Annotated in this window: 23 protein-coding genes; 17 read left to right on the top strand and 6 right to left on the bottom strand. The window is 47.3% G+C overall.

What is annotated here, in order from left to right; genetic code table 11:
• Positions 1 to 5 precede the first annotated feature (5 nt).
• The 9 genes from KNO98_RS12675 to KNO98_RS12715 all read left to right on the top strand — a co-directional run bounded on the left by KNO98_RS12675 (position 6) and on the right by KNO98_RS12715 (position 8,376).
• Positions 6 to 2,051 (top strand): ABC transporter ATP-binding protein, encoded by a 2,046-nt coding sequence (locus tag KNO98_RS12675; RefSeq protein WP_214701165.1) that lies wholly within the window; start codon positions 6 to 8, stop codon positions 2,049 to 2,051.
• A gap of 9 nt (positions 2,052 to 2,060) precedes the next feature.
• Positions 2,061 to 3,239 (top strand): RtcB family protein, encoded by a 1,179-nt coding sequence (locus KNO98_RS12680; RefSeq protein ID WP_214701167.1) that lies wholly within the window; start codon positions 2,061 to 2,063, stop codon positions 3,237 to 3,239.
• Positions 3,240 to 3,311: 72 nt separating this feature from the next.
• Positions 3,312 to 3,626, top strand: coding sequence for a YfhH family protein (locus tag KNO98_RS12685; RefSeq protein ID WP_214701169.1), 315 nt, complete (start codon positions 3,312 to 3,314; stop codon positions 3,624 to 3,626).
• On the top strand, positions 3,623 to 3,892 hold the full coding sequence (locus tag KNO98_RS12690) for a YfhJ family protein (protein WP_026826720.1): 270 nt from the start codon (positions 3,623 to 3,625) through the stop codon (positions 3,890 to 3,892). The genes KNO98_RS12685 and KNO98_RS12690 overlap by 4 nt, the downstream gene beginning before the upstream one ends.
• A gap of 150 nt (positions 3,893 to 4,042) precedes the next feature.
• Positions 4,043 to 4,582 carry a helix-turn-helix domain-containing protein gene (locus KNO98_RS12695; protein ID WP_026826719.1) on the top strand — a complete coding sequence of 180 codons (540 nt, stop codon included), beginning with the start codon at positions 4,043 to 4,045 and terminating at the stop codon, positions 4,580 to 4,582.
• Positions 4,583 to 4,603: 21 nt separating this feature from the next.
• The gene (locus KNO98_RS12700; RefSeq protein ID WP_214701171.1) at positions 4,604 to 5,710 is read left to right on the top strand and encodes an ABC transporter ATP-binding protein; all 1,107 of its coding nucleotides are present in this window, start codon (positions 4,604 to 4,606) and stop codon (positions 5,708 to 5,710) included.
• Positions 5,697 to 6,518: an ABC transporter permease gene (locus KNO98_RS12705; protein WP_034771217.1), complete on the top strand. Its 822-nt coding sequence runs from the start codon at positions 5,697 to 5,699 to the stop codon at positions 6,516 to 6,518. Before KNO98_RS12700 ends, KNO98_RS12705 begins: the two co-directional genes overlap by 14 nt.
• Positions 6,515 to 7,309, top strand: coding sequence for an ABC transporter permease (locus tag KNO98_RS12710; protein ID WP_026826716.1), 795 nt, complete (start codon positions 6,515 to 6,517; stop codon positions 7,307 to 7,309). The genes KNO98_RS12705 and KNO98_RS12710 overlap by 4 nt, the downstream gene beginning before the upstream one ends.
• Positions 7,306 to 8,376, top strand: coding sequence for an ABC transporter substrate-binding protein (locus tag KNO98_RS12715; protein WP_214701173.1), 1,071 nt, complete (start codon positions 7,306 to 7,308; stop codon positions 8,374 to 8,376). The genes KNO98_RS12710 and KNO98_RS12715 overlap by 4 nt, the downstream gene beginning before the upstream one ends.
• A gap of 16 nt (positions 8,377 to 8,392) precedes the next feature.
• Here the strand turns inward: KNO98_RS12715 and KNO98_RS12720 are convergent, their stop codons facing one another.
• Together KNO98_RS12720 and adh are read right to left on the bottom strand one after the other, a co-directional pair.
• Entirely contained in the window at positions 8,393 to 8,767 is a 375-nt protein-coding gene (locus tag KNO98_RS12720; RefSeq protein ID WP_214701175.1) for a DUF779 domain-containing protein, read from the bottom strand.
• Between the two features lies 1 nt (position 8,768).
• Positions 8,769 to 10,289, bottom strand: coding sequence for an aldehyde dehydrogenase (gene adh / locus KNO98_RS12725; RefSeq protein WP_214701176.1), 1,521 nt, complete (start codon positions 10,287 to 10,289; stop codon positions 8,769 to 8,771).
• A 223-nt stretch (positions 10,290 to 10,512) separates the two neighbouring features.
• On the opposite strand from adh, the gene KNO98_RS12730 reads away from it, so the two are divergent.
• Positions 10,513 to 11,046 carry a YceI family protein gene (locus tag KNO98_RS12730; protein ID WP_214701178.1) on the top strand — a complete coding sequence of 178 codons (534 nt, stop codon included), beginning with the start codon at positions 10,513 to 10,515 and terminating at the stop codon, positions 11,044 to 11,046.
• Positions 11,047 to 11,072: 26 nt separating this feature from the next.
• Here the strand turns inward: KNO98_RS12730 and KNO98_RS12735 are convergent, their stop codons facing one another.
• Positions 11,073 to 12,056: a metal-dependent hydrolase gene (locus tag KNO98_RS12735; protein ID WP_214701180.1), complete on the bottom strand. Its 984-nt coding sequence runs from the start codon at positions 12,054 to 12,056 to the stop codon at positions 11,073 to 11,075.
• 89 nt (positions 12,057 to 12,145) lie between these two features.
• Here KNO98_RS12735 and mutY point away from each other — a divergent pair, with 89 nt between their 5' ends.
• From mutY to KNO98_RS12755, 4 genes are all read left to right on the top strand, one after another.
• A complete protein-coding gene (gene mutY / locus KNO98_RS12740; RefSeq protein ID WP_214701181.1) occupies positions 12,146 to 13,180 on the top strand; it encodes an A/G-specific adenine glycosylase in 1,035 nt (344 codons plus the stop codon).
• Entirely contained in the window at positions 13,167 to 13,592 is a 426-nt protein-coding gene (locus KNO98_RS12745) for a hypothetical protein (RefSeq protein ID WP_026826709.1), read from the top strand. Before mutY ends, KNO98_RS12745 begins: the two co-directional genes overlap by 14 nt.
• 89 nt (positions 13,593 to 13,681) lie before the next feature.
• Entirely contained in the window at positions 13,682 to 14,224 is a 543-nt protein-coding gene (gene ntdP, locus KNO98_RS12750; protein WP_015880896.1) for a nucleoside tri-diphosphate phosphatase, read from the top strand.
• A gap of 39 nt (positions 14,225 to 14,263) precedes the next feature.
• On the top strand, positions 14,264 to 16,012 hold the full coding sequence (locus KNO98_RS12755) for an ABC transporter ATP-binding protein (RefSeq protein WP_026826708.1): 1,749 nt from the start codon (positions 14,264 to 14,266) through the stop codon (positions 16,010 to 16,012).
• A 32-nt stretch (positions 16,013 to 16,044) separates the two neighbouring features.
• Here the strand turns inward: KNO98_RS12755 and KNO98_RS12760 are convergent, their stop codons facing one another.
• Positions 16,045 to 16,440 (bottom strand): thiol-disulfide oxidoreductase DCC family protein, encoded by a 396-nt coding sequence (locus KNO98_RS12760; protein ID WP_214701183.1) that lies wholly within the window; start codon positions 16,438 to 16,440, stop codon positions 16,045 to 16,047.
• A 188-nt stretch (positions 16,441 to 16,628) separates the two neighbouring features.
• Positions 16,629 to 17,927, bottom strand: a complete 1,299-nt coding sequence (locus KNO98_RS12765) for a glutamate-1-semialdehyde 2,1-aminomutase (RefSeq protein WP_214701185.1) — start codon at positions 17,925 to 17,927, stop codon at positions 16,629 to 16,631.
• Positions 17,928 to 18,118: 191 nt separating this feature from the next.
• Between KNO98_RS12765 and perR the strand changes: the two genes are divergently transcribed.
• Complete coding sequence (perR, locus tag KNO98_RS12770) at positions 18,119 to 18,550, top strand: peroxide-responsive transcriptional repressor PerR (RefSeq protein WP_031421138.1); 432 nt, start codon at positions 18,119 to 18,121, stop codon at positions 18,548 to 18,550.
• A 37-nt stretch (positions 18,551 to 18,587) separates the two neighbouring features.
• Here the strand turns inward: perR and KNO98_RS12775 are convergent, their stop codons facing one another.
• Complete coding sequence (locus tag KNO98_RS12775; protein ID WP_026826703.1) at positions 18,588 to 18,947, bottom strand: YgzB family protein; 360 nt, start codon at positions 18,945 to 18,947, stop codon at positions 18,588 to 18,590.
• 85 nt (positions 18,948 to 19,032) lie between these two features.
• On the opposite strand from KNO98_RS12775, the gene KNO98_RS12780 reads away from it, so the two are divergent.
• Together KNO98_RS12780 and KNO98_RS12785 are read left to right on the top strand one after the other, a co-directional pair.
• Complete coding sequence (locus tag KNO98_RS12780; protein ID WP_251129546.1) at positions 19,033 to 19,989, top strand: nucleotidyltransferase-like protein; 957 nt, start codon at positions 19,033 to 19,035, stop codon at positions 19,987 to 19,989.
• A 39-nt stretch (positions 19,990 to 20,028) separates the two neighbouring features.
• A complete protein-coding gene (locus KNO98_RS12785) occupies positions 20,029 to 21,201 on the top strand; it encodes a PstS family phosphate ABC transporter substrate-binding protein (RefSeq protein WP_214701187.1) in 1,173 nt (390 codons plus the stop codon).
• Positions 21,202 to 21,529: the final 328 nt, after the last annotated feature.

Raw genomic sequence — 21,529 nt, forward strand, 5'->3', positions numbered from 1 at the left:
CTCTCATGATCGATCAATATGAATTAGATCCGGTCCGCCGGAAGAAGACGATTCGCTCACTCGTTGGCTATGCCAAACAAGTGAAGCGCTCCATCTTCCTCGGACTGGCATTACTCTTTTTAGCGGTCGGCGCAGAACTTGCCGGGCCGTATATCGCCAAAGTCATTATCGATGAGCATATCGTCGCCATCGAGCGTGACTGGGTTCAAGTCGAATCCGGCGGTAGTGTTTCCTTTAATGGTGATTCTTATGAGAAGGAAACGAGACTAAACGGCCAAGATGTGATTCAGCCGGTCTCGATCGTACAAACGACCGAAGGATACTATCTTGTACCTGAGGCGGTTATGAGCGGAGGAGTCCGTGAAGTTGAAGGAGACGTGCTGACGATTACAAGAGGAGACGAGACGGCGACGTATGATAATATCGTCTCACTCTCGTCGACCGACGTGTTCCAATTTTATCAAACGGATTTACGAGCGGTCCTTCTCTTATCGGGACTTTATGTCGTCCTGTTATTATTTGCGGCGGGATTGAACTGGGGACAACAGATGCTCTTGCAACGGTCAGCGCATAAAATCGTAAAAACGATGCGTCTTGACGTGATGAAGCATCTCCAAACGATTCCGGTCCGCTATTTTGACCAGACACCGATTGGGAAAATTGTCAGTCGTGTCACAAATGATACGGAGACGATTCGTGACCTGTATTTAGGGGTGCTCGCTCGCGTCTTCCAAAGTGTCGTCATGATGATTGGGGTATTGATTGCGATGTTCTTCCTAGACGTACGTCTTGGACTCGTCTCACTCATTATCATCCCGGTCGTCATCGTCTGGATTAAATTGTTCCAACGTTTCTCGACGAAAAATAACTTCCGTGTCCGCGCACTCGTCGCGGATATGAACGCGCAGTTGAATGAGAGCATTCAGACGATGCCAATCATTCAATCGTACGTCCGCGAAGATCTCGTCTATGACGAATTTAACGAGAAGAACAGTGACAACTTCCAAACGAGACGGAAATTGTTGAAGCTAGATGCGTTGATGAGCCATAACCTCGTCAATTTCTTCCGAAACATGGCGCTCGCCTTGCTCATTTGGTTTGTCGGAACACAAACGCTCGGTGGGGGAAGCATCCTGACGCTCGGGATTTTGTACGCATACATCGACTACGTCTCACGGATCTTTGAGCCGGTGACACAAATCATGAACCAATTGTCACCACTTCAGCAAGCGCTCGTCTCGGCCGACCGAATGTTCCAGTTACTTGACGAAAAAGGGGAACCGGTCTCATCAGAACGCATTTCACGTTTTAAAGGGGAAGTTGTCTTTGATGATGTGACATTCAGTTATGAAGCAGGGAAGCCGGTGTTGCAACAGATTGAACTACACGCCGCTCCAGGTGAGACGATCGCTCTGGTCGGACATACGGGTAGTGGAAAGAGCTCGATTATGAACTTGCTCATGCGATTTTATGACCCGTCTGTAGGCGTCCTACGAATCGATGGGATGGATGTGACGAAGCTCCCGACTCAGGCAGTACGGGACCACCTCGGGATCGTCTTACAAGACCCGTTCCTGTTCACCGGTACAATTCGGACGAACGTCACGCTAGGAGACGAGACAATCACGGATGAGCAGGTGTGGAACGCACTGACAGCCGTAGGGGCTGACCGTTTCGTGAAGCAGTTGCCACAAGGAATCGATGAACCGGTGATTGAGCGTGGGGCCTCACTCTCGAGTGGAGAACGACAGTTGATCAGCTTCGCTCGTGCCCTCGTCTTCGACCCGGCCATCCTCGTCCTCGATGAGGCGACAGCGAGTGTCGACTCGGAGACCGAGGCACTGATTCAAGAGGCACTCAAAACACTCACGTACGGTCGAACGACGTTTGTCATCGCCCACCGTCTCTCTACGATTCGGGAAGCGGACCAGATTCTCGTCCTCGACCACGGTCGAATCATCGAGCGAGGCAACCATCAGTCGCTCATCGAATTCGGTGGCGTCTATGCTCGAATGCATGAGTTACAAAGTAAGCAACAAGCCATCAGCTAAGGAGGCAACATGGAAATCACGGGGAAATACAACCGCGCCAAAGTATTCAATGAACGAATCGATGACATGACGCGGAGTCAGATTCAAACGCTACTTGACCAACCGTTCACACAAGGGGCATCGATTCGGATCATGCCGGATATGCACGCCGGTAAAGGGTCGGTCGTCGGGACGACGATGACGATTCAGGATAAAGTCGTGCCTAACCTGGTCGGTGTCGACTTAGGATGTGGGATGCTTTGTACGGAAATCAAAGCAAAGCGGATCGACTTTCAACGACTCGATGACGTGATCCGTGAACTCGTACCGAGTGGAATGAACATTCGTGATAAGGTTCATCCATATGCATCTGAACTTCCGCTAGAAGAGGTGCGGGCGCCGTATAAACTCGACCGTGCCTTGCGCTCGGTCGGATCGCTCGGCTCGGGGAATCACTTTATTGAAGTGAACCGGGATGAAGAGGGACGAACGTTTCTCGTCATCCATTCCGGTTCACGCCATCTCGGGGTGCAGATTGCCGATCATTATCAAGAGCGCGCGATTCAACACATGATGGAAACGAAAGATGTAATAGAAGCAATCGAACGATTGAAGGATACTGGACGCCAGAAAGAAATCTCGACGTATCTGGAAAGAGAGCGAGCGTCACGGAAACCATTCCAAGACTTGGCTTATGTCGAAGGAGAGGACATGGACGATTATATGCATGATGTTCGCATCGCTCAACAATATGCAGCGGCGAACCGTCGAGCGATGACAGATGTGATCGTAGAAGCGATGAAGTGGAACGTCGTCGATCAATTCGACACCGTTCATAACTATATCGACCATGACGCGATGATTCTACGGAAAGGAGCCATCTCCGCGCAAGAAGGAGAGCGTGTCATCATTCCGATGAACATGCGAGACGGTTCGCTCATCTGTACCGGGAAAGGGAACCCGGACTGGAACTTCTCGGGTCCGCACGGGTCAGGGCGAATCATGTCTCGCTCGGCAGCACGTAAACGCGTCGACTTCAAAGAATTTAAACGTACGATGGAAGGCGTTTGGTCGACATCGGTCCGACCATCTACGGTGGATGAGTCACCATTCGTGTACAAATCGATGAAAGAAATCGTCCGTTATATCGAACCGGCCGTCAGCATCGACCAAGTCATCAAACCATTGTACAACTTCAAGGCGAATTGAGTGGGTTTTCACTCAGTCTCGCCTTTTTCTTTTTTTCGCAAAATCTGATACGCTTACATCGAGGTGAACGAAATGGAAAAGCGGTTAAGTGACTTATCGATTTATGAGTTAGAGCAGGAGATTCAAGCATTACATGAACGGAAGCGGAAGGCTGAACAAATGGGCATGGTCAGCGAAATCGAAGTTGTCCTTCGACGGATTGCGATTGCCGAAAGTTATTTGGTCGACCCATCATCGTTTCGTCCCGGTGAAACATACGTCGTCAACTATAATGACCTACCGTTCCGCTTGAAATTCGTCAACGGTGTCATGGGTTGGGGTACGTTTGAAGGGGACATGACAGAACGGGCCATCCCACTCTCTGAACTGTCGGAGGTGGAACAATGAATCGGAACGAACAGTATGATCGGCTTGCTACAATCTTAAAAGAAAAGAATGATGTGTTAAACGACTCGGAAGCGGTAACGTGGGTCGAGGTGTTATGGGAAGACTTTGAAACAACGCTTGCCAAGGCCGGGGAGCCGTATCCGGGAGAAGCGAAGGCGTTTCAGTACGTCATTCAACAGATTGATGCGTACGGCGCACAGCTCCACTTGTTCCAAACGAAGAACGAAAAGTTTAAGCATTTGATGTCTAAACGGAATTTACATTGAATCACGTCTATCCGACGTGATTTTTTTATTGCAATTATCATTCAGTTCGTTATAATGAAGGTCGCTAATAGTTTGATTGTAAGTATAGTATAGATAAACTTTCTTTAGTTGAACTCATGTTTTACTAAACTAGAAGGAGGCGTTCAGTCGTTGGAAGTAGGTCAAAACATTAAGCGGCTCCGAATTAAAAAAGGATTGACCCAAGAAGAATTGGCGGAGCGTACGGATTTGAGTAAAGGATACATTTCTCAAATCGAACGGGATTTAAGCTCTCCCTCGTTAGAGACGTTATTTGATTTATTGAGTGTCCTCGGGAGTTCTCCAAAAGAGTTCTTCGATGAAGACTTGAATCAAAAAGTCGTCTACACCGTCGATGATCGAACTACTTATGTAGATGAGGAGCGAAAATATCGGACAGAGTGGCTCATTCCCGAATCGAATGAGAAAGAGATGGAGCCGATTCTCGTCACGTTTTGCAAAAATGGAGAATTCAAACAATATGAACCTTCACGTTCAGAGACATTGGTTTATGTCTTGTCCGGTAGAGTGGCGCTGAAGTTAGGTCATCACACTTATTTCGCTAAAGCAGGGGAAACAATGTACTATGTCGCCTCGGATTCACACCAGATCGTCAACGACCATGATGGCGAGAGTGAATGTCTCATCGTAGCGACCCATTCTTATTTATAAGTCAATAGAGGAGGAAACAGCATGAATGCAGAGACAATTATTCGTTTTGACCATGTGTCAAAGCGTTACGACGACACAGTCGTCTTAGAAGATATCAGTTTTGAAATTGAGCGTGGAAGGTTTTATACGCTTCTCGGTCCATCGGGATGTGGGAAGACGACAATCTTACGTCTCATCGCAGGATTTACGGATGCAACCGAAGGAGATATTCATTTCAGTGGGAAGCGAATCAACGATGTTCCGGCCAACAAACGACAAGTAAATACCGTGTTTCAAGATTATGCGCTGTTTCCTCATTTGAACGTATTTGAAAATGTTGCGTTTGGTCTCCGCATTAAAAAGTTGAAAGAAGCAGACATTAAAGCGAAAGTGGAGCAGGCTCTCAAGTTTGTTAACTTAGAAGGATACGGCTCGCGCGAAATCGATGAGATGTCAGGGGGACAACGTCAACGTGTCGCTATCGCCCGCGCGATCGTGAACGAACCAGAGGTCATCCTACTTGATGAACCGCTATCTGCCTTAGATTTAAAACTTCGGACGGAAATGCAATACGAATTGCGTGAATTGCAACAACGTCTTGGCATCACCTTCATCTTCGTCACACACGACCAAGAAGAGGCGCTCGCGATGTCCGATGAGATTTTCGTCATGAATAACGGTAAAATTGTTCAGAGCGGGACGCCGACTGATATTTATGACGAACCGATTAACCGTTTCGTCGCAGACTTTATCGGAGAATCCAATATCGTACCTGGTGTCATGCCGGAAGACAACGTCGTCACGTTCGCTGGTAAAACATTTGACTGTGTCGACCAAGGATTTGACCGCAATGAAAAAGTCGAGGTCATCATTCGTCCTGAAGACTTGGAGATGACATCGGTCGAAGCGGCAAACCTTGTCGTCGACGTCGATTCACAATTGTTCCGAGGCGTCCACTATGAGATTTGCTGTTATGACGAAGAAGGGAACGAATGGCTCGTTCACTCGACGAAGAAGTCGACAGTCGGATCAAAAATCGGGTTGACGTTTGACGAAGAAGCGATTCATGTCATGCGATTAGGGGAGACGGAAGAAGAGTTTGACCGTCGTCTCGAATCCTATGAGGAGGTTCCTCATGAATCAAACTAATCAGACCGCAAAGACGGTATATTTGACGACGTATTGGATTTGGATTGCCTTATTCGTCATCGCACCACTCGTCCTCGTCGTCTATTATTCCTTTTTTGATATCGATGGGAACTTGAGTTTAGAGAACTATCAGACGTTCTTCACCTCAACGTATTTGACGATGACGTTGTCGTCGTTTTGGTATGCGTTCCTCATTACGTTCTTCTCGCTACTCGTTGGATATCCGACGGCATACTTGTTGACGAAGACAAAGCACAAACAGCTTTGGCTCTTGCTCATCTTGCTTCCATCATGGATTAACTTGTTATTAAAAGCGTACGCATTCCTCGGTATTTTTGGAACGTACGGCATCACGAATCAGTTTTTAGAGGCGATCGGGATTGGAACGAAACAGATTCTCTTTACAGACTTCAGTTTCGTCTTCGTCTCCGTATACATTTTCATACCGTTCATGATTTTGCCGATCTACAACGCGATTGAAAAATTACCAGCCTCTCTCGTCTATGCATCACGAGACTTAGGTGCATCGAACTGGACGACGTTCCGACGTGTCATCTTCCCGCTGACGCTTGACGGCGTCAAGTCAGGGATTCAAATTGTCTTTATTCCGGCGTTGTCACTCTTCATGATCACACGCCTCATCGCAGGGAACCGTGTCATCACGCTCGGTACAGCGATTGAACAACAATTCCTTGTTACGCAAAACTGGGGGATGGGATCAACGATTGCCGTCTTCTTGATCTTGGCGATGGTTCTCGTCATGGTCATCACGCGTGACTGGGGTGCGAAAGGAGCGGTCCGTCGATGAAACGTAAACGATTCAAATTATCAAACCTGTACTTGGCGGCCGTATTCTTTATTCTATACGCGCCAATCTTATATCTCGTCTTCTATTCGTTCAATAGCGGCGGAACGATGAGTAACTTCGAAGGCTTTACACTTGAATGGTACAAATCCCTCTTCACCGATACGAGACTTCTCGTCATCGTCTTGAACACGATTGTCATCGCGCTGTTATCGGCGACAATCTCAACTGTGCTCGGTGTGATAGGAGCCCTCGCCATTTATACGGCGAAACAAAAGTATACGAAGACGTCGCTCTTGTCTTTGAACAACGTCTTGATTGTCAGCCCGGACGTCATCATTGGAGCATCATTCTTAATCCTCTTCACGATGCTTGGGATTCAGTTAGGCTTCTATTCCGTCCTCTTGTCGCACATCGCCTTCTCAGTTCCGATTGTCGTCATCTTAGTGTTACCAAAACTCCAAGAGATGAGTCCGACGTTGATTGATGCGTCACGTGACCTAGGAGCCAGTACATGGGACGTGTTGACGAAAGTCATTCTACCGTATATCACGCCGGGGGTATTTGCCGGATTCTTCACGGCACTCACATATTCGTTAGATGACTTCGCGGTCACGTTCTTCGTAACAGGGAACGGATTTACAACACTTGCGGTAGAAGTTTACTCACGGGCACGTCAAGGGATCTCGCTTGAAATCAATGCGCTGTCTGCGATTTTGTTCGTCTTCACCCTTATTCTTGTCATTGGATATTATGTGTTGTCGCAACGAGGATCAAAGGAGGTTAGACGATGAAAAAAATAGTCATCATGCTGGCTGTGCCATTGGTTGTCAGCTTTGGTCTTCTTCTTTGGATCCAGCAACTGAACGCTGCGCAAGGGTTTGGTGGCGACAATACGCTTGTCGTCTATAACTGGGGAGACTATATCGATGAGGATTTGATTGGGGAGTTCGAAGAGCAGAGCGGGTTGAAGGTCGTCTATCAAACATTCGACTCGAACGAAGCGATGCTCACGAAAATTGAGCAAGGTGGTACGGCGTTCGATGTAGCCGTACCGTCAGACTATGCGATTAGTAAGATGATTGAAGAGGATTTGCTCCTTCCAATCGACTACGACAAGCTTGAGAATTTCGATAACATCGATCCACGCTTTCTCGATAAATCGTTCGACCCAGGTAACAAGTACTCGGTCCCTTACTTCTGGGGCACGGTCGGGATTGTCTATAATCCTGAATTAGTTGACGGAGAAATCACATCGTGGAACGACTTGTGGGAGATGCCGCTTGAGAACGATATCCTCCTTGCGGACGGAACACGAGAAGTGATGGGCTTCGGTTTGAACTCGCTAGGTTATTCGCTCAATACGACGAACAAAGATGAGTTGATTGAAGCGGAGCAAAAGTTAGAAACGCTTTGGCCAAACATTAAAGCCATTGTCGGAGATGAGATTAAAATGTTGATGGCAAACCGTGAAGCGGCAGCGGCCGTCGTCTGGTCCGGTGACGCCTCAGAAATCATGTATGAGAACGAAGAACTGACATATGTCATTCCGGAAGAAGGCACGAATCTTTGGTTCGATAACCTCGTCATTCCAAGTACGGCACAAAACGTGGACGGTGCGCACGAGTTCATCGACTTCATGTTAGATGCTGAGATTGCAGCACGAAATACGGACTATGTCGGCTATTCGACTCCGAACGATGCCGCTCTCGACTTTTTGGATGAGGAAGTGACGTCAGATGAACGTTTCTACCCATCTCGTGAAGTGACGCAAGAACTCGAAGTATATGAAAATCTAGGGAAGCGGATGAACGCTTACTATAACGAATTGTATTTACGATTTAAAATGCAGAGTAAATGACGAAACATCCCCGCGCTCATCGTGAGCGCGGGGTGTTTTGTTTTAGCGCTTTACGCTCTTCTTCTGTAAAGACTCGAGAACGTCCTAAAAATCGTTTCCCTTCGACACCTTCGAGTGAGAACATACCGCCTCGACCATCGACCACATCGATGATTAGTTGTGTATGTTTCCAATAATCGTATTGTTTCTCATGGATATAGAACGGTGTCTCGCCGATTTCGCCGAGAAGAACGTCTTGGTCGCCCACCATGAACTCGTTACGGGGGAAACACATGGGAGAACTTCCGTCACAGCATCCTCCAGACTGATGAAAGAGGAGGGGACCGTGTTTCGATTTCAGGCGTTCGATCAGTTCGAGCGCGGCGGGGGTGGCCTCGACTCGTTTCACCATCTTAGAAGAACCCGAGCTTCTGTTCGCTGTAGCTGACGAGCATGTTTTTCGTCCGTTGATAATGACCGAGCATCATCTTATGGTTCTCGCGTCCAATCCCAGACATTTTATAGCCGCCGAACGCAGCGTGTGCCGGATATGAATGGTAGCAGTTGATCCAGACGCGACCTGCTTGGATTTCACGACCAAAGCGATAGGCACGGTTCATGTCACGTGTCCACACGCCTGCCCCAAGACCGTAGAGCGTATCGTTCGCGATAGCGAGTGCTTCCGCATCATCTTTGAACGTCGTCACCGATAAGACCGGTCCGAAAATCTCTTCTTGGAAGATGCGCATCTTGTTATGACCTTTGAAGATGGTCGGTTGAATGTAATACCCATCCGCGAGGTCTCCGTCCATCATGTTACGTTCGCCACCGATTAAGCACTCTGCGCCTTCCTCTTTCCCGATTTCAAGATAAGAGAGGATTTTCTCCATTTGTTCGTTCGAAGCTTGTGCACCCATCATGACGTCAGAATCGAGCGGGTTCCCGAGTTTGATCGCTTTGACGCGCTCTAGCACACGCTCCATGAATTTGTCATAGATGGATTCTTGAATCAACGCGCGGGATGGGCACGTACATACTTCCCCTTGGTTCAACGCGAACATGACGAGACCTTCGATCGCTTTATCAAAGAAATCATCATCCGCTTCCATGATATCCGCGAAGAAGATGTTCGGAGACTTCCCACCGAGCTCGAGTGTGACGGGGATGATGTTTTGAGAAGCGTATTGCATGATGAGGCGACCCGTCGTCGTTTCTCCCGTAAAGGCGACTTTATCGATACGATTGCTCGATGCGAGTGGTTTCCCTGCTTCGAGTCCGAAACCGTTGATGATGTTGAGGACGCCTGGTGGTAATAAGTCTTCAATGAGTTCCATGAGGACCATGATGGAAGAAGGTGTTTGTTCGGCTGGTTTTAACACGACACAGTTTCCGGCTGCGAGCGCCGGAGCGAGTTTCCAGACAGCCATTAAAATCGGGAAGTTCCACGGAATGATTTGAGCGACAACGCCGAGCGGCTCATGGAAGTGATAAGCGACTGTATCGTTGTCGAGTTCACTGATTCCGCCTTCTTGTGAACGAATCACACCGGCGAAGTAACGGAAGTGGTCGATCGCGAGAGGAAGGTCGGCATTAAGTGTTTCTCGTACTGCTTTACCGTTCTCCCACGTTTCTGCATACGCGAGCATCTCGAGATTCTCTTCCATGCGATCGGCGATTTTATTTAAGATGACAGAACGTTCCGCGACGGACGTTTTGCCCCAATCGTCTTTTGCTGCATGCGCAGCGTCCAATGCGAGTTCAACATCCTCTTTCGTTGAGCGGGCGACTTCACATAGTACTTTCCCATTTACAGGAGATGTGTTTTCAAAGTATTCCCCACCAGCCGGTGCGGTCCACTTTCCGTTAATAAAGTTGTCGTAACGGTCCTTAAACTGTACTTTTGTTCCTGCTGAGTTCGGTACTTCATAAATCATGTTCGTTCCTCCCTTTTCATATGAGATAGAGGAGTTATGTATGCGCTTACATTTTTAAGTAAGCGAACGACTCCCTTTTTTTATCGTAACGGTCCGTTGTGATAAAAGTCAAAATTTTTCGACAATAATTTGTCAATATTTTGTAAAAATGTTTTGAAGTCAAGATTTGTGGTAATCAGTACATTGTGTACATCATTCAATTACCTATAAGGAGTGAACTAAGATGGCTAAGACATATCAAGTTGACCCGGCGCATAGTTCAATCACATTTACTGTCAAACATATGATGATTTCAAAAGTGAAGGGCGAGTTCAAAGAATTTGATATTAAGGCAAATGGTGAGCCGAACGATCTAGCGAATGCGAGTGTGAAGGTGACGATTCAGGCAGCATCGATCGACACCAACAACACGGATCGGGATAACCACCTCCGTTCAGGCGATTTTTTCAACGCCGAGGAGCATCCGCATCTCGTCTTTCATTCGACTTCTTTCCGTTCAAAAGGGGGCGGAGAATTCGAATTGACAGGGGATTTGACGATTCGAGGAACGACGAGGGAAGAAACGTTTGAAGTGGAGTATGAAGGAAGCGCAAAAGATCCGTGGGGCAACATGAAGCACGCTTTCTCCGGTGAAGGTTCGCTCAACCGTGAGGACTATGGATTGACGTGGAACCAAGCGCTTGAGGCGGGCGGCGTCCTCGTCGACAAGAAAGTCAAATTTGAGTTCGAGCTTCAGTTCACTGAAGTTGAGGCATAAGAAAAGTCGCTCACCTGAGCGACTTTTTATTGTTCATATACTAATTTTTTCTGGAGACTGTCTTCGCTGAATACCCATCCAGTGAATGAAGACAAGACCTCATTCGACTGCTCGTCTACGATGACGGCAGCAACGAACGGATACATATTTTTCGAGAAATACCGTAAGTTCGTGAAACGGTATTCAATCATTCCGTTATGGCGTGTCACAGTGTACGTATGAATTTTAGAAAATTCGAGGAACGCCTGCAAATCTGCATTTTTTCGAGCCTCGACGAAATGAAGGTCTTCTTCCCCTGGCATCGGTTTATCGCGAAAGCGACCACACTCGATGACTTTCCCTTTCTTTACTTTGACAGCTCCGAGACCGTCACGGAAACGCACGGCGACATGCCAGTCATCCCAACCGATTCCTGGCGAGATGAATAATTCGTGTGCACCAGCAAAGTGTCTTGCTACTGTAGCGAGCGCACGGTTACGCAATTTAAACTGAATTGCATAGTAACTGATGACAAGTGCAATGAGCAATGCAAAAATAGGGACAGTCGCACCGGTTATCATCCATAATGCATATGCACCATAATAAGCAGAGAACAAGTACGGATCGAACGTTCCGATGACGCCCCAACCAATCCACTTTTTTGAAAATGGCTGCAGCGCTTGCGTTCCGTAAGCGTTGAACAAGTCGACCGTGACATGTAGCAACACGGCAATTTGTGCCATTACCCATAGGGAAGCGGGATTGACACCAAGGACCGTCCCGATGACGGCACTGACAATGATTGGCCAAGCAAGAAGTGCGGTTATTCCGTGTGAACGACCACGATGTTGGCGTAAATACGTACTATTTCCTTTTAACTTAAAGACGGTGTCGAAGTCTGGTGCATGCGAGCCGACGAGAGCCGTCGCTGTCATGGCCAGAAACATTTGTGCATCACCTGACACTTCCGGGCTGAGTGTCGCGATGGCACTTAAACCAAGTCCCATACCAATGTGTGTCGCAGTATCCAATGTGCTTCAGCACCTCCATCAATAAATACAATAATAACGTCATCTATTCTTATTTATCATACAATATTTTTAAAACGAGGGGAAACACAATGCTTAATCTTGATAAATTGTTCACAAATTATAATATTCATCAATTCAATGAGGAATTGGTCACCTGGTTCAATCGTGAAAAGCGTGATTTACCTTGGCGACATGCGAAAAATCCCTATCGCGTTTGGGTGAGTGAAGTGATGTTGCAACAGACACGGGTCGATACGGTCATTCCGTACTACAATCGCTTTATGGAGCGTTTCCCGACGCTTGAGACACTTGCCGCCGCAGAGACAGACGAAGTCGTGAAGTACTGGGAAGGACTCGGTTATTACTCGCGCATCCGGAATTTACATGAGGCGGTCAAGGAAGTCGCTTCTGTTTACGATGGGGTTGTGCCTGAAGAGAAAGAACGTTTCGAGAAATTAAAAGGAGTCGGTCCTTATACGACGGGAGCGGTGTTGTCGATTGCGTACAATCAACCGGAACCGGCTGTGGACGGAAACGTCATGCGCGTGATGTCTCGTCAATTCGGGATCTATGACGATATCGCGTTACCGAAGACACGTAAAATCTTTGAACAAGTCGTTCGTCGATTGATGGATCCGGCTCACGCATCCGATTTTAATGAAGGCGTGATGGAGCTAGGTGCTACGGTATGTACCCCGAAGAATCCAATGTGTTCGCTCTGTCCGGTCCAGGAAACATGTTATGCTTTCGCTCATAACGTCCAAGATGAGTTACCGGTCAAAACAAAAAAAGGGGCGGCACGTGTCGAAATGTATGATGCGCTTTGGATTGAGAAAAAAGGGAAAGTCGCCTATGTACAGCGACCAAAAAAAGGACTTCTCGCTGGGATGTGGCAATACCCGCTTACAGAACGGGGAACGGGGGAACAGGTTAACGGAACGTACCTCGGGCAAGTGAAACATGTCTTCTCCCATATCGTCTGGTATATCGATTTATATCGAGTCGATACGCTTCCGACCGATAATGTCGTCTGGTTAGACGCTTCGGAGCGTGAGACGAAGACGGTTTCTGTGGCCCAACAAAAATTAGAGCGATTGGCAGGTGGTGAACGTGAGACGATTTGATGTAGCGTCGACATACGATACAACGGTCGATACTTTATGGGAATTGTTGCAGGATGCTTCGCTTTTGACGAAATTGACGCGGTTTCCTAAAGTACGTTTGGTTGGGGATGGCGCCTCGGTCGAGGGGAATGAGATAAAATTATTGATTGGAGTTGGACCGGTAGAATTGCCGTGGAACAGTACCATTACCATTGCAGGAAAACAGGCATTCTGCGATCAAGGGAAGACGTTACCGTTTCCGTTCAAACGATTCACACACGTGCATCGGGTTGAAGAACGACAAGGAAAGGCGGTAATGGTAGACGAAGTGACATTTGATAGCTATGTTCCGAACCTACTCGTTGAATATTTTGTGCTTCGTCCGATGTTTCAAGAACGGGCACGGGCCTTCCGAAAAACACTAAATTCATGAAAATAAGAGATTTCCTTTTTCATTGGTTCTGAAAGTCGCTATAATTAAATATGAGAATTGTATAGCATCACAGCGGAAAGGAGGAGCTTATGAGCTTATTTCCCAAAGCAGGTAGCAAAATCGAGATACAGAGCTACAAGCACAACGGAACTTTGCATCGCGTTTGGGAAGAAACGCTCGTCCTTCAGTCGTCAAAAACGGATATGATTGGATTCAATGACCGCATCATGGTCAGTGAGTCAGACGGTCGGCAATGGAGAACGCGAGAGCCGGCAATTTGCTACTTTTCATCTGAGTATTGGTTCAATGTCATCTGTATGATTCGCGAAGACGGGATTTACTACTATTGTAATCTAGGTTCGCCGACTACATTTGATGGGGATGAACGTGCCATCAAATACATCGATTACGATTTGGACATCAAGGTGTTCCCGGATATGTCGTATACGATTTTAGATGAAGATGAATATGAGCGGCATCGTCGTGAGATGAATTATCCGAAAGCGATTGATCGAATCTTGAAGCAGAACGTGCAAGAACTGATCAACTGGATTCGAGGACGGAAAGGGCCGTTCAACCCAACATTTGTCGATGAATGGTATCGCGAATACGAAGCACGTTACCGGAGATGATTCCTCATCTCCGCTTTTTTTCTTAAGTCAGGAGGCATTATGGGTAGTATTAAACGTTATATGCAATTTGTTAAGCCTTATAAAAAACAAATTGCCCTTACCATTTTCGTCGGGATTTTGAAGTTTTCTATCCCGCTCGGATTACCGTTACTTTATAAATATGTCATCGATAACTATTTGGTGGACGACGCACCGAAACAGGATTATACGACGCTCGTCTGGTTGTTCAGCATCGTTTTCTTCGTCTTCCTCGTCGTCAAGCCGCCAATTGAATATTTGCGTCAATATTTGGCGCAGTGGGCCGCGACGCGTGTCTTGTTCGATGTCCGGAACCGGTTATTTGACCACGTCCAAAAGTTGTCGCTCCGCTTTTATTCAAACAATAAGACCGGTCAAATCATTTCACGGATCATCAACGACGTCGAACAGACAAAGGACTTCGTCATCACCGGCCTGATGAATATTTGGCTCGACATGGTCACCATCCTCATTGCCATTGGGATCATGTATACGATTGACCCACAACTCACACTGATTGCGATTTTACCACTTCCGTTTTATGCGATCGCAGTCCGCTATTTCTATGGACGGTTGCGTCGTTTGACGCGTGAGCGGTCGGCGGCACTCGCTGATCTTCAAGGTCATTTGACAGAGCGCGTGAACGGAATGGCCGTTATCCGGAGTTTTGCGTTAGAGCCATATGAGAACAAGGCGTTCGAACAACAGAACGGCGGCTTCTTGAATGCGGCGCTTAAACATACGAGTTGGAACGCCAAGACGTATGTCGTCGTGTCGACCATCACCGACATCGCGCCGATTCTCATCTTTACGACGGCATCATGGCTTGTCCTTCAAGGGCCGGTAACGCTTGGAACGCTCGTCGCGTTCATTGCTTATATTGACCGTCTGTATGCACCGCTCGGTCGTCTCGTCAATTCGGCGACGACACTCACGCAATCGGTCGCGTCGATGGACCGGGTTTTTGAATTTTTAGATGAAACGTATGATATCGAAGAGAAACCGAACGGGTTCGTCCCGTTGTCGACAGCAGGTAAAATTGACCTTGACCACGTCAGCTTTTCGTATGAGCAGGACGGGACACGGGCGTTGAATGATGTGAACCTCCAGATTCGTTCCGGGGAACGCGTGGCGTTTGTCGGGATGTCCGGTGGAGGGAAGTCGACACTCGTCAGCTTGATTCCACGTTTTTATGACGTGACGGATGGAAGCATTAAAATCGATGGGGTCGATGTGCGTGATTTCAAATTGCGTGCGCTCCGTGATCAAATCGGAATGGTCATGCAAGACTCCGTCCTCTTCAGTGAATCGGTCGCGATGAACATCCGCATGGGGAATCCGAATGCGACGGACGAAGAAGTCATCGCAGCGGCGAAGGCGGCTAACGCCCATGAATTCATCTCGAAACTCGAGGGGGGATATGCGACACCGGTCGGGGAGAAAGGTGTCAAACTCTCCGGGGGACAAAAACAGCGGCTTGCGATTGCCCGTGTGTTTTTAAAGAACCCTCCTATTTTGATTCTAGATGAGGCGACAAGTGCACTCGACCTAGAAAGTGAAGCGATGATTCAAGATTCGCTTGCCCGTCTGACGAAGGGGCGTACGACGTTAATCGTTGCCCACCGCTTGTCAACGATTACGGACGCGGATCAAATCGTTGTTGTCGATAACGGTCAAATCATGGAGTCGGGAACGCATGAAGAACTGATGCGTCGCCGAGGGGCGTATTACGACCTGTATATGATTCAAGATTTAGCCGTAGTTGAATGATAAAAAAGTCGAGTCCTTATGGGCTCGACTTTTTAGCGGTCTAAAAATCGTTTACGAACATCCGGTGAAGGGAGTGTGCACACTTCCTTTTTTCCAAATAGACGTGTCCGATATTTGGCGAAGAATGTATATCCATGATCACGAATCGGTCTAGGTATGAAACGAATAAGTCGAAGCAGGCGCCAACGGCCATCAAGGTGTTCGGCAATTCGAATCGCAGCGTCTGATTTTAAATAGGGAACTCCCTCTTCAATATAGACGATACTGTCGACTGATTCCGGAATCCGGTGTCGTGTTCGAAACGACTGACCGACCTCGCTTTGAAGCGATGCAAAGTGAATCGAGGCGTGTCGGTCGTGACGAATGATGAACTGGACACTGGCATCACAGAAGTTACAATCGCCATCAAATAAAACAAGCGCAGGCAAGTACTTCGCCTCCTTCATCGTACTGTTTTACCGTTTTGTCGTCCTGTTAAACGTCAAGCAGCAAGTTGAGGAGCAGGTTGCATCTTATAGAGCGAGACATAATACAAGTATGCACCGAGTGCACCGAAGATCAAGATATACCCACTCATATTTAGGTAATAAAAATGAGATGCTCGCGCATCTCATTCTTACAGTTGAGCAAACGAGCGGTGGACCGCTTCGATTGTCTCTTCGATATCTTGTTCCGTATGCTCCGTCGTCAAGAACCAGGCTTCATATTTCGATGGAGCCAAGTTCACACCGTTCTCGAGCATCAACTTGAAGAAGCGTCCGAACTTCTCACCGTCTGACTTTTCCGCACCTTCATAATCGGTGACGATTTCATCCGTGAAGTAAACGGTAAGGGCACCTTTTAAACGGTTGATTGTGATGGTGACGGCATGTTTTTCTGCCGCCTCACGGATTCCGGCCTCCAGTTTTGCGCCGAGTGCATCTAACTTCTCATAAACACCAGGTTGTTCGAGTACTTCAAGGCAAGCGATTCCTGTCGCCATCGAGGCTGGGTTCCCGGCCATCGTACCGGCTTGATATGCAGGTCCGAGTGGAGCGACCGTCTCCATGATTTCAGCTTTCCCGCCGTAGGCACCGATTGGTAGACCACCACCGATAATCTTACCGAGCGCCGTCATATCCGGTTCGATGCCATATACTTGTTGGGCACTTCCGTACGTGAAGCGGAACGCCGTGATGACCTCATCATAGATGACGAGGGCACCGTGTTCATGCGTAATGTCATTGACAGCTTGGAGGAAGCCAGGTTTTGGCTCAACGATTCCGAAGTTCCCGACAATCGGTTCGACGAGGACGCAAGCAATCTGGTCTCCCCATTCTTTCATCATCGTCCGATACGCATCGATGTCATTGAACGGGACGGTGATGACTTCTTTAGCAGTGGCTTTCGTCACACCTGCAGAGTCAGGAGAACCGAGGGTCGCTGGACCACTACCTGCCGCGATCAGCATGAGATCCGAGTGTCCGTGGTAACAACCGCTAAATTTCACGACGAGTTCACGACCAGTGTAAGCACGGGCGACTCGGACCGTCGTCATGACGGCTTCCGTTCCGGAGTTCGTGAATCGTATTTTATCCATCGAAGGAATGGCTTGTTTTAATTTTTTCGCAAACTCGACTTCGAGAGGATGAGGTGTCCCGTAAAGTAAGCCTTTCAAAGAAGCGTTGACGAGCGCTTCATGAATGTGTGGATGGGCGTGCCCGGTAATGATTGGACCATAGGCAGCCAAATAATCGATGTAGCGATTCCCGTCTACATCATAGAAATAGGCGCCTTCGCCGCGTTCCATATAAACAGGAGCGCCGCCACCGACCGCTTTGAACGAGCGGGATGGACTGTTGACACCTCCGACGATGTGAGTGAGTGCATCTTGGTATAATGCATCGGATGACTGACGATTTGATGAAGTAGTCATATGTATTGCCTCCTTATTCAAATTCGCACTTATTGTAACATAGCCGTCAACCGCTTAAGCTCGGTGTTTGACGAGCTGTTGAGAAATCAGTACACTATTTATAAAGATTACTATGTAAGAAATAAGTTAATGTTCAAAACTATTTCGCATGAATTTTATAGAAGAAATGAGGGATTGACGTGGGAAGCGAAATGCTTGACCATGCTGTTCAGTCGCTCCGGGAACATGGAGTCAGAATGACGCCTCAGCGCCAGGCCATTTTGGAGTACCTCGTCACGGAGCACAGTCACCCGACAGCGGATGACATTTATAAGGCACTTGCCGCACGGTTTCCGAATATGAGTGTGGCCACTGTATACAACAACTTGCGCGTATTTAAAGAAGTAGGTCTCGTTCAAGAGATGAACTATGGGGACGCCTCGAGTCGTTTTGACTTTGTGACGTCGAAGCACTATCACATCATCTGTGACACGTGTGGAAAAGTCGTCGACTTTAACTATCCTGTATTAGATGAAATCGAGTCTGTTGCCTCTCAATTGACGGGATTCAAAGTCGATCGTCACCGTCTTGAAGTGTACGGAACGTGCCCGTCTTGTCAGTCTGAACAATCACAAACACATTAAAAAATCACATCCGATTGCTCGGATGTGATTTTTTGTGTCAGTCGGTTTGTTGTGACTGACGTTTGTTGTATTTCTCATCGAACTCTTTACCTTCGAGCGACTGATCGATGGTGAGTGGTTCGTCACAGTGCATACATAAATCGACACGTCCGAGCATCTTCGTTTCTTTTTCACAATTCGGACAAGTCACTATGATGGCTTTCGTCGAGGCCAGACCGACGATAAAGTAAAGGGCAGAGCTTGCGAGTACCATGATAAATCCAAGTAGCATAAAAATGATCATAAGCCATGTGATGGATTTCGCGAGAAGTCCAAGATACATGACACCGATTCCGCCAAAGATGAGGAGTAGTGCTATATTACGTGCGCGGTTGATTTTGTTCCCCCGTTTTTTCATGAGCGAATCCCTCCAATAGTCTGTCTCTATCATAGCTCATCTTCAAACGAGTGAGAAGTTCCTGCACTTTTTCGGCAGGAGTTTTTTGAAAAGAGGGCGAATTTGGTTCGTATCGAAAATGACAATCGTCATATATAGTCAACTTGCGATTGAGAGAGAAGGGGTCCGGATGGCGATGGAATATGCGACTCGCACCATTTATACAGAATATGCTGCACTAAAAACGACGCTCGGAATTATTGAAGTGAAGAAAAAGCGGGCACGTGATCCGTTAACAGATCAGTTGGATCGACTGCTCATTGTGATTGAAGCGAAACAGGAGCCGTTTTGGACGGTGAAGCATTATCAAGTCGGACAGGAGAAAATTGTTCTGCACGTAGTCAGTGACTCGATGATGGATCGGTGGATTGTCTTAAATGAAAACCGCCGTGCCATTCATTGGGTTGAAGACGGGATCGTCTTGTTTGAGCGGAATGAATACATCTTGGAGTTGCGACAACGCAACCGCAATTTAACGAATCGGGAACAGCGTTTGCAACTCTCGCTTTCTTTCGCGAAATTGTTGCGCCGGTTCGAAGACGGACGATATTTATTTTTAGAAGGAGAGTTCCAAGACGCCTTCACACAGATTCATCATGCGCTCACTCACCTGGCACGCCTCTCAATTCTTGAGGCGGGAATTCATCCGGAAATCGTGTTGTGGGAACAGGTACGAGCCATCGACCTTGAAATCTATAAACTGCATGAGGAATTGGTCGGAGGACAAGAGTCGCTTGAACAGCGCATCCACCTCGTCGTCATTGGTATGGAGCATTTGATTCAATCGAAGGTGCTACCTGGGACGTTGTTGTTACTTCAGACGATGCAGGAGAAAGACGGGGCGTGGACATTCTCAGAGTTAATGGAACATCCGAATTTGAATGAGCTCCGTGTCGACCTCGGGAGCATCGTTGGCTTTTTAGTGAAAAAAGGATATGTTCGCACGGTCACGAGACCGACAAAAGGAGTCGGGGTAGAAGCGGTCCTCTATGAGATTGCCTGACGATCCCTTCCTGGAAACGAAGAGGAGAAAATCAGTCGTATGAAACTATTGAAGTTTAGCATTGGGACCATCTTTATTTTATTTGTCACGATTGTGATTTCCATCTTTGTCGCCCTTTTTACGATGGGAGATCCGATTACACTAGGGCGACCGATTATTTGGACGGTATGGTATATAGCCGTTCTGCTCATCGTATGTATGGGACTCTATGATTTCTCGTCCTTTTCAAAACAGAAGATTCGGAAAGTCCTCGGCTGGGGAGCGTTGGCCGGTGTCGTTCTCTTCGCTTCTGTGAAAGGATACTATATGTATCAAGATAGCTTGAAGATTGAAGAACGCGGTGTGGAGTTGATGGACTATCAGCCCTTTACGAATTCAGGACAACTCGCGAAGCTCGATCATGAGGCCACGGTTGAATTTGAAGAAGGGTTGCCGCGATTAGACGGGGCAACAGCGCTCTATCCGATGTATGCCTCGTTCGTGGAAGCGGTGTATCCAAATTCGGAGGCGTATGATCCGTATAATGATCAAACGAGTAAAGTCGTATCGACGACAACGCCGGAAGCATACAGTCGACTAATGAACAATCAGACTGACGTGATTTTCGTCGCGGGTCCATCTGACCGTCAGTTGCAGGCAGCGGAACAAAAAGACGTCTCTCTACATATGACACCGATCGGTAGAGAAGCATTTGTTTTCTTCGTTCATGAAGATAACCCAGTCGAGTCTTTGACGATGGAACAGGTTCGTGGAATCTATTCGGGAGACATAAGGAATTGGGAAGAGGTCGGCGGCAACTCGGAAGCCGTTCGAGCTTTCCAACGACCGGAGGATAGCGGCAGTCAAACAGCGTTACAAAAGATGATGGGCGAACAGAAGCTCATGGAAGCACCGGTAGAAGATGTGCCTGAAGGGATGGGCGGAATCATCCAACAAACCTCATCTTATCGAAACCATAAAAATGCGATTGGATTCTCATTCCGATACTATGCGACAGAAATGGTGCGTGACCATAAAATCAAGTTACTTCGTATAGAAGGAATCGAACCGACCGTTGAAACGATTCAGGATGGATCGTATCCACTGACTTCTGAATTTTATGCGGTGACTACGGAAGAGAAGGCAGAGCAATATGAAGATTTTTTAGAATGGCTCGAAAGCGAGGATGGACAAACGTTGGTTGAAAAGACGGGCTATGTCCGTCTCGATTAATACAAAGCAGAGAGTTTACTTTTTGTCATGTTGACGGGAAGTAAATCTTTTTTAAATTTTATTGTTTTTTGTATTGACGAAGTGGTAAATAGAGATTATAGTTATAAACGTTGTCACGGCAAAAGATTATTTCAGAAAAACAATTTGTGAAAAAGTTGTTGACGAAAACAATCGAAACGTGATAGATTAATGAAGTCGCCAAGAGCGGCAGACGAACTTTGAAAACTGAACGATGAGGCAAAAAAAGTTTTACAATTTTTGAATGAAGCGCAAGCTTCGTCAATTTAAGAGCTATATCAAATTCTTTGGAGAGTTTGATCCTGGCTCA

The sequence above is a fragment of the Exiguobacterium sp. s57 genome (assembly GCF_018617685.1).
GTDB lineage: Bacteria > Bacillota > Bacilli > Exiguobacteriales > Exiguobacteriaceae > Exiguobacterium > Exiguobacterium marinum.